The following is a 15,954-nucleotide window of genomic DNA, read 5'->3' as shown; positions in this document are numbered from 1 at the left end:
ACGTACTCCCGACCCACCTAAGGTGAGGTGTCCACGCGGGAAGGGAAGAAGCAGTGAATCAGACGGCAACCGAGGATCGCGCCACGAAGAAGGAATGGCTCGGCCTCGCGGTACTGGTGGTGCCGATCCTCGTGGTCTCCATGGATATGTCGGTGCTGTATCTCGCGCTGCCCTTCATGACCGCCGATCTCGAACCCACCAGCAACCAGACCCTGTGGATCCTCGACATCTACGGATTTCTGCTGGCCGGTCTGCTGATCACCATGGGCTCGCTCGGCGACCGCATCGGACGGCGGACCCTGCTGATGGTCGGCGCGGTGGTCTTCGGCGCGGCATCGCTCGCCGCGACGTTCTCCACCTCCCCCGAGATGCTGCTCGTCGCACGTGCTCTGCTCGGAGTGGGCGGAGCCACCATCGCGCCGAGCACACTGTCGTTGATCCGCAACATGTTTCACGACCCTGCACAGCGCAAGGAAGCGATCGGCCTGTGGACCGCCGGTTTCGCAGGCGGCGCAGCCGTGGGCCCAGTTGTCGGAGGCGTTCTGCTGGAACACTTCTGGTGGGGTTCAGTCTTCCTGATCAACATCCCCATCATGGTCGTGCTCTTCGTTGCGGCCCCGCTACTGGTCCCCGAGTTCAAGGACAGCGACCCCGGAAAGTTCGACCCGATCAGCGTGATCCTCGCGATCTCGTCGATGCTCTCGATCGTGTTCGCCATCAAGCACGGTGCCCAGGACGGTATCGACGCCACGACGATCACCACCGCGATCCTCGGCCTGGCACTCGGCTTCGTGTTCGTCATCCGGCAAAGCAAGGCATCGAACCCGCTCATCGACGTGACGCTCTTCGCCGAACGTGCTTTCAGCGCTGCAGTCGTCGTGCAATTTCTGGTCATCTTCTCCATGACCGGATTCAGCCTGTTCGCCTCTCAGTACCTGCAGCTGGTTCTCGGACTCGGACCACTCCGCGCCGGACTGTGGTTGCTGATTCCCGCTGCCGCAGCGGCGGCCGGTGCCGTCACCGCACCGACGATGAGCAAGGTGATCCCCACCGGCACCATCATTTCGGCGGGCCTGCTGTCCATCGTCTTCGGCTGCGTCGCACTGATATTCGTGCAATCCGACTCCGGCCTTCCACTGCTGCTGACCGGAATGGCCCTGGTCACGTTCGGGATCGGAGCAGCATCGACTCTGAACTCCGACATCGTGCTGACCGCTGCAGCCCCCGAGAAGGCCGGGGCTGCATCGGCATTGTCGGAAACCGGGGCCGAGCTCGGCGGTGCCGTCGGCATCGCGATCCTCGGCACCATCGGCAGCACCGTCTATCGACACCGCATGGAGGACGCCATCCCGGCGGGCACGCCGGCCGAGATCGCCGATCCAGCCCGCGAAACCATCGGCGGCGCGATAGCGGTGGCCGACTACCTGCCGGAGCCGTTCGCAACGCAGTTGACCGACGTCGCGCACTCGTCCTTCATCGACGGCTTCAACCTCGCCGCCGGTACGAGCGCCGTGCTGATGTTCGTCAGTGCCGTCGTCGTGTTCCTGTTGCTCCGTCGGGTTCCTGCTAGTACGTCGTAGTCAGACCGCGTCGGCGAGGTAACGCGCCAACCACCGCGTCGCCGACACTCCGTCTCCGACGTCGTAGGTCTGATATTCCTGGTGGATGCCCGAGCGGTAGAAGGCCTCGATCTCCCGCTGACGTTGGGCGTTGGCCTGGTCCGACAGCTGCCCCTGCAGTACGGGTAATCCACCGGACGCAGCGAGGTCGGCGATCAACGATTGTGCTTCCTGGGTGTACTGATCTGCGACGTCGGGCGCAGGGTTGGACGACACGGCGAGGAAGCCCGCGAGTCGCGCCACGTAGTCGTCCTTGGGCGTCGAGCAATACAGATCGCCGACGGCGCAGAACGTGCGCACCACCGGGCTGACGTAGCCGAATCCACCGACCCTGGGTCCACCGACGCCGGTACCCACCACAGGGGGACCGACCAGGGCGTCGGTGTCCGACCGTTTCGGGTCGGAGACCAGCCCGACCGCCACCACCTTGTCGGCGGGGACCACACCGAGACCGGTTCCGATTGACGCGGCGAGATCACCGGCCGCGTCGGCTCCCTGGCTGTAGCCGATGATGCCCAGTTTCGTTGCGCCGCAGCGATCCGCCATCGCCTTCAGCATCCCACCGGCATTGGTCACCGCGGCTGCGCGCGACTGCCCGTAGACCTCGCCCTCCCATGGAAAGGCGGTGGCGGGATACGAAACGTAGTCGGTGCGAATGCCGTCGCCGAGACGATCGGTGACATCGGTGAGCATCCCCGGCTTCGGTGCTGCACCGGAACTGGTCTCCCACGTTCCCGGAATCGCGACGACGTACATCGAGGGACAGCCGCCGGGATCGGCGACGGCGGGCGACGCCCCGACGACCAGGCCGGACGCAACAGCTGCAGCGACGCCGACACCGGCGCAGAACTTCTTGACACTCATGGGGAGGGGGCCTCACTGGGTGATCGAACGCTTCTTGTGTTCGATCACCACAATGACAGTGGCCTGTGACCATCCGATGCCCACATGGTTAACGGACGTAACCGTGCGTCACACGGTTCGCCGCCACCCCGTCGGGATAGGTCGCCGCCGTCGGGATCAATGCGGCTTTCAGTCGCTCTGAGTGCAACAAAGGGACATTGATCCCGAGGGGTGCGCCGGGAAAATACCTACCGCTGCGGCGCCTGGGTGGGCACGATCGGCGACGGCAGTGCGGTCGCTCCCTGCAGGAAGGTGTCGACGGCCGCTGCGCAAGAGCGGCCCTCGGCGATGGCCCACACGATGAGCGACTGACCACGGCCCATGTCTCCGGCGACGAAGACGCCGGGCACGTTGGTGACCCACTCGTTGGTGCGCTCCACGTTTCCGCGCTGGTTGAAGTCGACGCCCAGGTCGTTCAACAGTCCGCCCTTGTCGGGTCCGACGAATCCCATGGCGAGGAGCACCAGATCGGCTTCGAGGGTGAACTCGCTGCCCTCGATCTTCTCGAACTTACCGGCCTTGAATTCGACCTCGCAGGCTTCGAGTGCGGTGACCTTGCCGTCTTCTCCGACGAAACGCTCGGTGTTGACGGAGAAGACGCGTTCGCCACCTTCCTCGTGTGCCGACGCGACGCGGTACATCAGCGGGTACGTCGGCCACGGGGTGGAGGTGGCACGCTCCTCGGGCGGCCGCGCCATGATCTCGAACTGGTGGACGCTTTCGGCACCCTGACGGTGCGAGGTGCCCAAGCAGTCGGCTCCGGTGTCGCCGCCGCCGATGATGACGACCTTCTTGCCCTCGGCGCTGACCGGCGGCTGCTCGAAGTCGCCCTGCTGGACACGGTTGGCGTGCGGCAGGAACTCCATGGCCTGGTAGATGCCGTCGAGTTCGCGGCCCTCGATGGGCAGGTCACGCCAGGCGGTGGCACCGCCGGACAGGACTACGGCGTCGAACTGCTCGCGCAGTTCGTCGGCCGAGATGTCCACGCCCACATCGACGTTGGTGCGGAAGACGGTGCCCTCGGCCTCCATCTGCGCGAGCCGACGATCGATGTGGCGCTTCTCCATCTTGAACTCGGGAATGCCGTAGCGCAGCAATCCGCCGATGCGATCGGCACGCTCGAACACCGTGACGGTGTGGCCGGCGCGGGTGAGCTGCTGCGCTGCAGCAAGTCCCGCGGGTCCGGAGCCGACGACGGCGACGGTCTTACCGGTCAGGTGCGTCGGGTAGACCGGCGTGACCCAGCCCTCCTCGAAGGCCTTGTCGATGATCTCGACCTCGACCTGCTTGATGGTGACCGGGTCCTGGTTGATGCCCAGAACACACGCCGCCTCGCACGGAGCGGGGCACAACCGCCCGGTGAATTCCGGAAAGTTGTTGGTGGCATGCAGGCGATCGATGCTGTCGCGCCAGCGGTCCTTGAACACCAGGTCGTTCCATTCGGGAATCAGGTTCCCGAGGGGACAACCGTTGTGGCAGAACGGAATGCCACAGTCCATGCATCGGCTGGCCTGGGTGCGCAGAGTGTCCTTCGAGAAATCCTCGTAGACCTCTTTCCAGTCCATCAGGCGCAGATCGACGGGCCGCCGCTTGGGTACTTCGCGAACCGTGTTCTTCAAAAATCCCTGTGGGTCACCCACGAGCTGCCTCCATGATCGCTTCGTCCACGTCCGCGCCGTTCTTCTCGGCTTCGGAGATGGCCAGCAGTACCTTCTTGTAGTCGCGAGGCATGACCTTCACGAAATGGTTCACCTGCTGTGACCAATCCGCGAGGATCCGCTCGGCCACCTCGGAGCCGGTCTGCTCCTGGTGACGGGTGACGATGTCCTTCAACCAGGTGAATTCGTCGCCCTCCAGCTCGTCGATGTCGACCAGCTCGGTGTTGAGGTTGGCCTCGAACGTCTTGTTCGGATCGAAGATGAACGCGACGCCGCCGGACATGCCGGCACCGAAGTTTCGTCCCGTCGCGCCGAGGATGACGACCTTGCCGCCGGTCATGTACTCGCAGCCGTGATCGCCGACGCCTTCGACGACGGCAACGGCACCGGAGTTACGAACCGCGAACCGCTCGCCGACGACACCGCGGATGAGGGCTTCACCGCTGGTGGCACCGAACAGGAACACGTTGCCGCCGATGATGTTGTCCTCGGCCACGAATCCCTTCGGAGCGTTCAGCGACGGCCGCAGCACGAGATGTCCACCGGACAGGCCCTTGCCGACGAAGTCGTTGGCATCTCCGTTGAGGCGCAACGTCATACCGGAGGGCACGAACGCACCGAAACTGTTGCCGGCCGAACCTGTGAACGTGATCTCGATGGTGTCGTCCGGGAGGCCGACACCGCCGTAGGCCTTGGTGACCTCGTGTCCGAGCATCGTGCCGACGGTGCGGTTGACGTTGGTGATCTTGGACTCGAACGCGACCTTTTCGCCCTTGTCCAACGCGTTGCGGCTGGCCGAGATGAGCTGCTGATCGAGGGCCTTGTCGAGACCGTGATCCTGAACGCCTGTGTTGTACAGGTTCTGGTTCATGAACGCCGACTCGACCTCTTCGAGGATCGGCGACAGATCGAGCTTCGACGCCTTCCAGTGCTCCTTGGCCGCGGTCGTGTCGAGCAGACCGACCTGGCCGACGGCCTCGTCGAGGGTGCGGAAGCCGAGCTCGGCCATGAGCTCACGCACCTCTTCGGCGATGAACATGAAGAAGTTCTCGACGAACTCGGGCTTGCCCGCGAAACGCTTGCGCAGCAACGGGTTCTGTGTCGCAACGCCGACGGGGCAGGTATCGAGGTGGCAGACGCGCATCATGATGCAGCCCGACACGACGAGCGGAGCGGTGGCGAAACCGAACTCCTCACCACCGAGCAGAGCAGCGACCATGACGTCGCGGCCGGTCTTGAGCTGGCCGTCGACCTGCACGACGATGCGATCGCGAAGACCGTTGAGCAGCAACGTCTGCTGGGTCTCGGCCAAGCCGAGCTCCCACGGTCCACCTGCGTGCTTGACCGACGTCAACGGCGTCGCGCCGGTGCCACCGTCGTGGCCCGAGATGAGCACCACGTCGGCGTGCGCCTTGGACACACCCGCCGCAACGGTGCCGACTCCGACCTCGGAGACCAGCTTGACGTGGATGCGAGCCGACGGGTTCGCGTTCTTCAGGTCGTGGATCAGCTGCGCCAGATCCTCGATCGAGTAGATGTCGTGGTGCGGCGGCGGCGAGATCAGACCGACACCCGGCGTGGAATGCCGAACCTCGGCGACCCACGGGTACACCTTGTGAGCCGGAAGCTGGCCGCCCTCACCGGGCTTGGCTCCCTGCGCCATCTTGATCTGGATGTCGGTGCAGTTGGTCAGGTAGTGCGAGGTGACGCCGAAACGTCCCGACGCGACCTGCTTGATGGCACTGCGTCGCCAGTCACCGTTCTCGTCCGGCTCGAAGCGCGAGACGTCCTCGCCGCCCTCACCGGAGTTCGAGCGTCCACCGAGTCGGTTCATCGCGATGGCGAGGGTCTCGTGTGCCTCGGCCGAGATGGAGCCGTAGCTCATCGCGCCCGTGGAGAATCGCTTGACGATCTCGCTGGCCGGCTCGACTTCGTCGATCGAAATAGCTTGCCGCTCTTCGGTCTTGAACCGGAACAGACCGCGCAGCGATGCGAGCCGCTCGGACTGGTCGTCGACCATCTTCGTGTATTCCTTGAAGATGTCGTACTGACCGGTGCGGGTGGAGTGCTGCAGCTTGAAGACGGTGTCGGGGTTGAAGAGGTGGTACTCCCCTTCCCGACGCCACTGGTATTCGCCGCCCGTCTCGAGCTCACGGTGTGCGCGTTCCTGACGGTTGTCGAGGTACGCGACGCCATGTCGCGCTGCGACGTCGTCGGCGACCTGGTCGAGATCGATACCGCCGAGATGGCTGTTGAGCCCGGTGAAGTACTCGTCGACCAGTTCCTGCGACAGGCCGATGACCTGGAACAGCTGGGCTCCCGTGTACGACGCGAGGGTCGAGATGCCCATCTTGGACATCACCTTCAGCACGCCCTTGCCTGCGGCCTTGATGTAGTTGCCGACGGCCTTGTCGAACTCGATGCCGGTGAGGGCGCCGCGCTCGATCATGTCCTCGATCGACTCGAAGGCCATGTACGGATTGACCGCTGCCGCACCGAATCCGATGAGCAGAGCCATGTGGTGCACCTCGCGGGCGTCACCGGCTTCGATGATCAGACCGACCTTGGTGCGGGTCTTCTCACGCACGAGATGGTGGTGCACCGCCGAGGTGAGGAGCAAGGACGGGATAGGAGCGAGCTTCTCACTGGACTCCCGGTCGGAGAGCACGATGATGCGCGCTCCACCCGAAATGGCAGCGGAAACCTGTGCGCGGATGGCCTCCAACGCCTTTCGGAGACCTTCACCACCCTCGGCAACCGGGTACAGGCCACGAACGACCACCGAGCGCAGCTCTTCCTGCGTGCCCTCGTCGTTGATGTGGACGAGCTTGGCGAGATCGTCGTTGTGCAGGATCGGCTGGGGCAGCACGATCTGCTTGCAGCCGTCGGCACCCGGGTTGAGCAGATCGCCCTCGGGACCGATGGTGCCGCCGAGGCTGGTGACGATCTCTTCACGGATTGCGTCGAGCGGCGGGTTGGTGACCTGGGCGAACAGCTGCGAGAAGTAGTCGAACAGCATCCGCGGACGTGCCGACAGCACGGCGATCGGGGTGTCGGTACCCATCGAACCGATGGCCTCGGCACCGGACTTCGCCATCGGCGAGACCAGCACGTTCAGTTCTTCGGTGGTGTATCCGAAGATCTGCTGGCGGATCAGCACGCGATCGTGCGGCATGTGCACGTGCGGCCGCTCGGGTAGATCGTCGATCGACGTCAGGCCCTCGTCGAGCCACTGCTGGTACGGATGTTCGGCGGCGAGTTCGTCCTTGATCTCGTCGTCGGAAACGATGCGGCCCTGCGCGGTGTCCACCAGGAACATCCGGCCCGGCTGCAGACGCACCTTGCGGACGACCTTGGACGGGTCGATGTCCAGCACGCCGACCTCGGAAGCCATGACGACCAAGCCGTCGTCGGTGACCCACAGGCGGCTGGGGCGAAGACCGTTTCGGTCCAGAACTGCGCCGATGACGGTGCCGTCGGTGAAGCAGACCGAAGCCGGTCCGTCCCAGGGCTCCATCAGCGAGGAGTGGTACTTGTAGAACGCCCGACGTGCGGGGTCCATCGATTCGTGCCGCTCCCAGGCCTCGGGAATCATCATCAGCACGGCATGCGGCAGGCTACGGCCGCCGAGGTGCAGCAGTTCGAGGACCTCGTCGAAACGTGCCGTGTCACTGGCTCCGTGGGTGACGACGGGGAAGATCTTCTCGAGCGCTTCCGAGCCACCGAACACGTCGGAGGTGATGAGGGCCTCGCGGGCGCGCATCCAGTTCTCGTTGCCGGTTGCGGTGTTGATCTCACCGTTGTGCGCGACCCGACGGAACGGGTGGGCCAGCGGCCACGACGGGAACGTGTTGGTCGAGAAACGCGAATGCACAAGTCCCAAGGCACTTTCGACGCGCTCATCCTGCAGGTCGACGTAGAAGCCCTTGAGCTGGGGCGTGGTCAGCATGCCCTTGTAGACGAACGTCTGCGAGGACAGCGACGGGAAGTACACGGTCTCGCGACCGGGTCCGTCCTTGCCGGCGCCCTCTTCGCCCAACTCGTGTTCGACGCGCTTGCGAATGACGAAGGCACGACGCTCGAGTTCGAGGTCGGTGATCGCCGCGTCGGGAGCGGAGAAGAACAACTGACGGAACGTCGGCATCGCGTCGCGAGCCAACGCGCCCAAGGAGGAATCGTCGGTGGGGACTTCACGCCATCCGAGGACGGTCATGCCTTCGCTCTCGACGATGCGCTCGACACCCTCGCACGCGCGCGCTGCGTCGCTGCGTCCCTGCGGCAGGAATGCGACACCGGTTGCGTAGGCACCGGGCGCGGGCAGCTCGAAATCTACGACGGCGCGGAAGAACGCGTCCGGTACCTGGATCAGAATGCCCGCACCGTCACCGGTGTTCGGTTCGGAGCCCGCGGCACCGCGGTGCTCGAGGTTGACCAGCGCGGTGATCGCCTTCTCGACGATGTCGCGACTGCGGCGACCGTGCATGTCCACCACGAACGCGACACCACAGGAGTCGTGTTCGTTGACGGGATCGTAGAGGCCTTGCGGGCCCGGAGTGTGCTTCATACCTAGCCTTCGGATAAGTCCAGCCTTGAAACTCGTCGGCGACGGTGTGGTGTAACCGGCTGCACGAACGGCCTGCGGTGCGTCCTCGCCGTTGAAGCAGCACCTGTCGATCGTCCACGCTTTCCTCTGCACGGGCGGGTGGGCTCGTGGTAGAAAAGTGAAGGTCTCGACGGATCAGGCCGTGGTGAGGCCGATCCAATTACGAACGATAAGTCAGTACCAGGGTGCTCTCGCAAATAAGGTAAGCCTACTTCGGGCTCTCACCTGCGATTTTCCACCGAATCGACGGGGCCGAAATCCGGCCGGGGATCGATGTGTCGACATCGTTGTCGAACAACAAGAATGTAAGGCATCGCCCGCGCTCGCACGCCGGGGTTCGAAGAAACTACTGGCCGCAGCGATCCAGATCAGCTGCGGCCAGTGTGGTGGGCGGAGGGGGACTTGAACCCCCACGTCCCGAAGGACACTGGCACCTGAAGCCAGCGCGTCTGCCATTCCGCCACCCGCCCGGGTGACGGCGAGAACACTAACACGCACCCCGCCGCGCTAGAAAATCGCCGTCTCGGGCTGCCCGGAGCAACCAGCGGCACACCGTTGCTGTCGGCCGCACCGTATATCATGCTTGCAGCGCGACTTCGTGATGACACGCGGCCGTCGCACCGTTGTAGGCAACAGGCACCACAGGGTGGAAGAACACAGTGAGAGGAGGGGTCACGATGGGCATCGTTCAGCGTTTCGAACGCAAGCTGCAGAGCGCTGTCGGCGACGTCTTCGCCCGCGTGTTCGGCGGCGGCGTCGTACCGGCCGAAGTCGAGGCGGCGCTGCAACAGGAGGCGTCCGATCTCGTTCGCCCCTTGGACGGCGGTCACTACCTCGCACCCAACAACTACGTGATCACGATCAACAGCTCGGATCACGAGGAACTCGCCGGTGATCGCGAGCTCACGGTCAAGGCTTTCTCGCGTCACCTGGACGATTACATCCGTGATCAGGGGTGGCAGACCTACGGTGACGTGGTGGTTCGCTTCGAGCCGTCGCCCACCCTTCACACCGGACAGTTCCGGGCCAGTGGCTCGGTCGATCCCGATGTGGGACGATCGGCGATTGCTGCGCAGAACAGCTCTGTTCAGCAGAACGCGTCGGCACAGCCAGCCCGTCCCGTCCCTTCAGCCACGCAGCGACCGACTGCCCCACCGATGTCGATACCAGGAGCCGGCCACATGACGCAGAACCCAGGCTACGACCCGCAGCGCGACCCCGCGGACGGACATCGTCCGGATCCGCGAGCGCGCAACGGATACGCCGGTGGCCAGGATCCTCGCTACGCGGCGCGTGAGCAGAACGGATACGACGCGCAGAATTACGCGCCCGCCGATCACGATCAGCGCTACGACCAGCAGCCGTACAACGCCCAGGGTTACGACGCCCAGCAGCCCTACGCCGAGCAGCCCTACGCCGAGCAGCCCTACGCCGAGCACGGCCAGGCATACAGTGCCGCCGGCGGCCAGGATCAGGGATTCGACCAGGCGTACGGAGCACCCAACAGCCAGGAGCAGGGTTACGACGCCCAGGGCTACGACCGAGCGGGCTACAACGCCCAGGGATACAACGCCCAGGGTTACGACGCCCAGGGCTACAACGGTGCCGGCTACGACTACAACGGTGGCGAGCAGGGCGGTGCCTACAGCGAGGCCCCGTACCAGGAGCAGGCGTACGGCGAGCCCGCCGGCCGGTATGCCGAGCCCCAGGGTGCCGGTTACCCCCAGCAGGGCTACCAGCAGCCCGCCTACGACTACCCGTCCGCCCAAGCGCCCTACGGCCGCGGCTACCCCCAGGGTGCCGGTGATCGCGGTGACGGCTACGGCTACGACCAGCCGGCGTCCTACGCCGGGCAGTCCCAGGCACTCGCCGCGACCCTGCAGCTCGAGGACGGCAGCGGCCGCTACTTCCAGCTCCGGGACGGACAGAACATCATCGGGCGCGGCCAGGACGCCCAGTTCCGCCTCCCCGACACCGGAGTGTCACGCCGACACATCGAAATTCGCTGGGACGGCCGAGTGGCCATGCTGTCCGATCTGGGATCCACCAACGGAACCACCGTCAACGGTGCTCCCGTCCAGGATTGGCAACTGGCCGACGGCGACGTGATCCGCGCCGGTCACTCCGAGATTCTGGTCCGGATCGTCTGATCACGGGAGTGGCCCGGCCGACCGAGATGTTCGTCTCCTCGACTCGCAGGTTCGCCCACCCGTATGTCGTCCACACGAGCGACTGCACCCTATGATGCTGCGAGACAACCATGTCTGTCGCGCCGCCGCGTCGGATTGTGGGGGATGCAGGTCCGATCGCGAAGGAGGAGGTGAATCGTCGTGCAGGGATTGATTCTGCAATTGACCAGGGCGGGTTTCCTGCTCCTGTTGTGGTTCTTCGTCTGGGCCGTACTTCGGACGCTGCGCAGTGACATCTATGCCGCAGCCGGGATGCGCGTGCCTGCCCGCTACTCCGGTGGCTCGAAGGTGCTCCCGTCGTTCAACAAGCAGAAGGTGGCGAAGTACCTCGTGGTGACCCAGGGCGGCCTTGCCGGTACGCGCATTTCGCTCGGCACTCAGCCGGTTCTGATCGGACGCGCAGACGATTCGACTCTCGTTCTGACAGACGATTATTCGTCCACCAGGCACGCTCGCCTCTCGCCTCGAGGCGGAGATTGGTACGTCGAAGACCTGGGCTCGACCAACGGCACCTACCTCGACCGTGCGAAGGTCACCACCGCTGTACGCGTTCCGCTGGGAACACCGGTTCGTGTCGGCAAGACCGTGATCGAGTTGCGCCCGTGACCCTTGTTCTCCGCTACGCCGCCCGCAGCGATCGCGGTCTGGTCCGCTCCAACAACGAGGACTCCGTCTACGCGGGTGCGCGGCTGTTGGCGCTGGCCGACGGCATGGGCGGTCATGCCGCAGGCGAAGTGGCCTCGCAGTTGATGATTGCCGCGCTGGCGCACCTCGACGACGACGAACCGGGCGAGGACCTGCTGGGCAAGCTCGAAGCCGCCACCCGCGAGGGCAACGCCTCCATCGCCGATCAGGTGGAAGACGAGCCCGAACTCGACGGCATGGGAACCACGCTGACCGCAATCCTGTTCGCGGGCAAGCGAATGGGTCTGGTGCACATCGGTGACTCGCGGGCCTACATGCTCCGCGACGGCTCGCTCACTCAGATCACCCGCGACGATACGTTCGTCCAGTCACTGGTCGACGAAGGCCGCATCACCGCCGAACAGGCGCACACTCACCCGCAACGCTCGCTGATCATGCGAGCACTGACCGGCAACGAGATCGAGCCGACGCTCACCGTTCGCGAGGTCCGTGCCGGCGACCGCTACCTGTTGTGCTCGGACGGTTTGTCGGACGTCGTGAGCGACGAAACCATCGAGAACACTCTCGCCGAGGGCGAGACCGGGCCGTGCGCCGACCGCCTCATCGAACTCGCCCTGCGCAGCGGTGGTCCCGACAACGTCACGGTCGTCGTCGCCGACGTCATCGACCTCGACTACGGCCAGAGCCACCCGATTCTCGGCGGCGCAGCCAGCACCGAGGACGAGGAGGACGCTCCTCCACCGAACACCGCAGCGGGCCGCGCCGCGGCGATGCGTCCCCCGCGCACGACGCCCAAACGCGTGACCGCTCCCGTGGTGACACCGGAGAAGAAGTCGCACAAACTGCGGTGGTCGCTGATCGCGCTGACCCTGGTCGTGTTGGCCGGAATCGGTGTGGCCGTTGCCAATTCGGTGATCAAGGGCAATTACTACGTCGGTGCCGACAACAGCAAGGTCACCGTGCTGCGTGGTCTCCCCGGTTCGGTTCTCGGGTACTCGCTGCAAAGCGTGGAATTGATCGGCTGCCTCGACGACAACGGTGGCGTCACACTGACCGCACCCGACGCCGCGCCGGCCGATTGCGTGCCGTTCGAGATCGACGACCTGTTGCCGGCCGCCCGTGAGCAGGTCAGTGCCGGACTTCCGTCGGGATCTCTGAACGACGCGCGCGGTCAGGTGGAACGCCTGGCCTCGGGAGACCTACTGGAGGTCTGCGAGACCGAGCCGGCAGTGACCACCACGGCTGCACCGACCCCGACAACGATCATCCCGCCCCCCGGAGTTCCGTTGCCTCCGACCGCTCCGGAGCCCGTTCCGGAAGCTGCCCCGACCACCACCGCCGTGCCGACACCGACCGTCGCGCAGATCCCGGGCCAGAACTGCAGGACCGGTACTCGATGAGTTCCAATCCGTCCGCAGGAGGCTCCTTTCCGAGTCCTCCCGGTGGGTTCGCTCCCGCACCGATCCAGTCGAATCGTCGCAATGTCGAACTGCTGCTGCTCGGTGCCGCGGTCCTGATCACCACCATCTCGTTGATCCTCGTCGAAGCCAGCCAGGAACAGACGATCACCTGGGACCTGGCGAAGTACGCGCTGGCCTACCTCGCACTGGTGACGGTGGCGCACTTGGCCGTCCGACGCTTCGCCCCCTATGCGGATCCGCTGCTGCTGCCGATCGTCGCGCTGCTCAACGGTCTCGGCCTGGTGCTGATCCATCGACTGGACCTGGCCGATCAGCAACAGGCGCAGTACCTCGGCAACCCCATTCCGTCGCCCGACGCCAACCAGCAGGTGCTGTGGACGACGCTGGCCATCGCCGGCTTCGTGGCACTGCTGGTGTTGCTGCGCGACTACCGCACCCTGGCTCGCTACGGATACACCCTCGGACTGGCCGGGCTCATCCTTCTCGCCATTCCCGCGCTGCTGCCGTCGGCGTTCTCAGAGGTCAACGGCTCGAAGATCTGGATTCGGTTGCCCGGCTTCAGCTTGCAGCCCGGTGAGTTCGCCAAGATTCTGCTGCTGATCTTCTTCGCGTCGCTGCTGGTCTCCAAGCGCGAACTGTTCACCACTGCAGGCAAACACTGGCTCGGCATGGACTTCCCGCGCGCTCGCGATCTCGGGCCCATCATCGTCGTGTGGATCGTCTCGGTGGCGGTGCTCGTGTTCGAGAAGGACCTGGGCACGTCGCTGCTGATATTCAGCACCGTTCTGGTGATGATCTACATCGCCACCGAGCGTGTCGGCTGGATCATCATCGGCAGCGGTCTGCTGATGGTCGGATTCTTCTTCGCCTACCAGGCGTTCAGCCACGTGCGTGTGCGGACACTGACCTGGTTGGACCCGTTCGCGGACTACAACGACACCGGCTACCAGATTTCCCAGTCGCTGTTCGGCCTGGCCACCGGTGGGCTCGCCGGCACCGGCCTGGGCAGCGGTCGCCCGTCGCAGGTTCCGTTTCCCAAGACCGACTTCATCATCGCCACCGTCGGCGAGGAACTCGGCCTCATCGGTTTGGCCGCAGTGCTGATCCTGTATCTGCTGTTCGTCATTCGCGGAATGCGTACTGCGCTCGCCGTCCGAGACAGCTTCGGCAAGTTGCTCGCCGCCGGGCTCTCGTTCACCGTCGCCGTCCAGCTGTTCGTCGTCGTCGGCGGCGTCACCAAACTCATCCCGCTGACCGGTCTGACCACCCCGTACATGTCGTACGGAGGATCCTCGTTGCTGGCGAACTACCTGTTGGTGGCTCTGCTGATCAAGATCTCCGACGCAGCGCGTGAGCCTGCGACCCCCAAGAAGAAGCCCGCTGTGGCCGCCCCGATCGCCGAGGCGCCGACCGAAATGGTGAAGCGCGCATGAACACTCCCCTACGCCGCGTCTCCATCGCCATCATGGTGATGGTGGTCGCCCTGCTCGCCAACGCGACCTACGTTCAGGTCATCAAGGCCGACGACCTGCGCACCGACCCACGGAACTCCCGCGTTCTGCTCGACGAGTACTCACGTCAACGCGGTCAGATCTCGGCAGGTGGACAGGTTCTCGCATCGTCCGTTGCCACCGACGATCGCTACAAATACCTGCGCACGTATCCCCAGAACTCGATCTCCCCCGTGAGCCCGCAGGCCAACGCCCCGATCACCGGCTTCTATTCGATGCTGTACTCGAGCACCGGTCTCGAACGCGCCGAGGACCCTGTTCTCAACGGATCCGACGACCGGTTGTTCGGCGGACGCCTGTTCGACCTCATCTCGGGCCGTGATCCCCGCGGCGGCAACGTCGTCACCACCATCGACCCGGTCGTCCAACAGGTCGCGTACGACCAGCTGACCGCCAAGGGATACACCGGCTCGGTCGTCGCCCTCGACCCCGCCACCGGCAACATTCTCGCCATGGCCAGCACGCCGAGCTACGACCCCAACCTGCTGGCCAGCCACGACGGCAGCACCACGTCGACCGCCTGGGAAAACCTGAGCGACGATCCGGGCAAGCCGCTGGTGAACCGCGCGATCTCGCAGACCTACCCACCGGGATCGACGTTCAAGGTGATCACGACCGCCGCTGCGCTCCAGGCGGGCGCCACTCCGGACGATCAACTCACGGCCGCGTCGAACATCACCCTTCCGGGAACGTCGACGACGCTCGAGAACTACAACGGTTCGACGTGCGGAGGCGGTCAGACCGCTTCGCTACGTGAGGCTTTCGCACGGTCGTGCAACACCGCCTTCGTCGAACTCGGCATCGACACCGGTGCCGACAAAATGCGCGAGACCGCCGCCAAGTTCGGCATCGGAGAGGACACCAGCATCCCGCTCACCGTCGCCGACAGCACCATCGGATCCATCGACGACGACGCCGCACTCGGCCAGTCCAGCATCGGTCAGCGCGACGTGGCGCTGACCCCGCTGCAGGACGCCGTCATCGCCGCGACCGTCGCCAACGGCGGTGTACGGATGGCCCCGAACCTGGTGCAGCAGTTGCAGTCTCCCGACCTGTCGGACCTGTCCAGCTACCAACCCAAATCGATGGGTGAGGCGATCAGCTCCGATACTGCGGCGACCCTGACCGATCTGATGATCGGTTCCGAGAACAACACCAGCGGGGAAGGCAAGATCCCCGGTGTGCAGATCGCGTCGAAAACCGGTACTGCAGAACACGGTTCGGATCCCCGCAACACTCCACCCCACGCGTGGTACATCGGATTCGCACCGGCCAAAGATCCCAAGGTCGCCATCGCCGTCATCGTCGAGGACGGCGGAGATCGAGCCCTCGCCGCCACCGGCGGTTCGGTGGCAGCACCTATCGGCCGCGCCGTCATCGCCGCCGCATTGCAGGGGAGGTGAGC

At 65.0% G+C, this 15,954-nt stretch carries 9 protein-coding genes and 1 tRNA gene; 6 read left to right on the top strand and 4 right to left on the bottom strand.

The window, feature by feature from the left end:
* Nucleotides 1-53 precede the first annotated feature (53 nt).
* Entirely contained in the window at nt 54-1,580 is a 1,527-nt protein-coding gene (locus E4P29_RS12730) for an MFS transporter (protein WP_135045136.1), read from the top strand.
* Here the strand turns inward: E4P29_RS12730 and E4P29_RS12725 are convergent, their stop codons facing one another.
* The 4 genes from E4P29_RS12725 to E4P29_RS12710 all read right to left on the bottom strand — a co-directional run bounded on the left by E4P29_RS12725 (nt 1,581) and on the right by E4P29_RS12710 (nt 9,253).
* The gene (locus E4P29_RS12725) at nt 1,581-2,483 is read right to left on the bottom strand and encodes a cutinase family protein (RefSeq protein WP_135045134.1); all 903 of its coding nucleotides are present in this window, start codon (nt 2,481-2,483) and stop codon (nt 1,581-1,583) included.
* A gap of 227 nt (nt 2,484-2,710) precedes the next feature.
* Nucleotides 2,711-4,162, bottom strand: a complete 1,452-nt coding sequence (locus E4P29_RS12720) for a glutamate synthase subunit beta (protein ID WP_135045132.1) — start codon at nt 4,160-4,162, stop codon at nt 2,711-2,713.
* A complete protein-coding gene (gltB, locus tag E4P29_RS12715) occupies nt 4,155-8,744 on the bottom strand; it encodes a glutamate synthase large subunit (RefSeq protein WP_135045130.1) in 4,590 nt (1,529 codons plus the stop codon). The genes E4P29_RS12720 and gltB overlap by 8 nt, the downstream gene beginning before the upstream one ends.
* Before the next feature lie 423 nt (nt 8,745-9,167).
* Nucleotides 9,168-9,253, bottom strand: a tRNA-Leu gene (locus E4P29_RS12710).
* A gap of 207 nt (nt 9,254-9,460) precedes the next feature.
* Between E4P29_RS12710 and E4P29_RS12705 the strand changes: the two genes are divergently transcribed.
* The 5 genes from E4P29_RS12705 (at nt 9,461) to E4P29_RS12685 (ending at nt 15,952) form a co-directional block, all read left to right on the top strand.
* On the top strand, nt 9,461-10,933 hold the full coding sequence (locus E4P29_RS12705) for a DUF3662 and FHA domain-containing protein (RefSeq protein WP_135045128.1): 1,473 nt from the start codon (nt 9,461-9,463) through the stop codon (nt 10,931-10,933).
* A gap of 180 nt (nt 10,934-11,113) precedes the next feature.
* Nucleotides 11,114-11,578 carry an FHA domain-containing protein gene (locus tag E4P29_RS12700; protein WP_027494977.1) on the top strand — a complete coding sequence of 155 codons (465 nt, stop codon included), beginning with the start codon at nt 11,114-11,116 and terminating at the stop codon, nt 11,576-11,578.
* Nucleotides 11,575-13,017 (top strand): PP2C family serine/threonine-protein phosphatase, encoded by a 1,443-nt coding sequence (locus tag E4P29_RS12695; RefSeq protein WP_135045126.1) that lies wholly within the window; start codon nt 11,575-11,577, stop codon nt 13,015-13,017. Before E4P29_RS12700 ends, E4P29_RS12695 begins: the two co-directional genes overlap by 4 nt.
* Nucleotides 13,014-14,471, top strand: coding sequence for an FtsW/RodA/SpoVE family cell cycle protein (locus E4P29_RS12690; RefSeq protein WP_027494979.1), 1,458 nt, complete (start codon nt 13,014-13,016; stop codon nt 14,469-14,471). The genes E4P29_RS12695 and E4P29_RS12690 overlap by 4 nt, the downstream gene beginning before the upstream one ends.
* On the top strand, nt 14,468-15,952 hold the full coding sequence (locus E4P29_RS12685) for a penicillin-binding protein 2 (protein WP_135045125.1): 1,485 nt from the start codon (nt 14,468-14,470) through the stop codon (nt 15,950-15,952). Before E4P29_RS12690 ends, E4P29_RS12685 begins: the two co-directional genes overlap by 4 nt.
* The last annotated feature ends 2 nt before the right edge of the window (nt 15,953-15,954 follow it).

This window comes from Rhodococcus sp. 1R11 (genome assembly GCF_004563845.1).
Taxonomy (GTDB): Bacteria; Actinomycetota; Actinomycetes; order Mycobacteriales; family Mycobacteriaceae; genus Rhodococcoides.
This window is presented reverse-complemented; position numbering and strand designations above follow the sequence as displayed.

Bases quoted from the DNA above. Each gene is read 5' to 3' on its own strand.
- E4P29_RS12725 (WP_135045134.1), bottom strand. From the start codon at position 2,483: ATGAGTGTCAAGAAGTTCTGCGCCGGTGTCGGCGTCGCTGCAGCTGTT.
- gltB (WP_135045130.1), bottom strand. From the start codon at position 8,744: ATGAAGCACACTCCGGGCCCGCAAGGCCTCTACGATCCCGTCAACGAA.
- E4P29_RS12705 (WP_135045128.1), top strand. From the start codon at position 9,461: ATGGGCATCGTTCAGCGTTTCGAACGCAAGCTGCAGAGCGCTGTCGGC.
- E4P29_RS12690 (WP_027494979.1), top strand. From the start codon at position 13,014: ATGAGTTCCAATCCGTCCGCAGGAGGCTCCTTTCCGAGTCCTCCCGGT.
- E4P29_RS12685 (WP_135045125.1), top strand. From the start codon at position 14,468: ATGAACACTCCCCTACGCCGCGTCTCCATCGCCATCATGGTGATGGTG.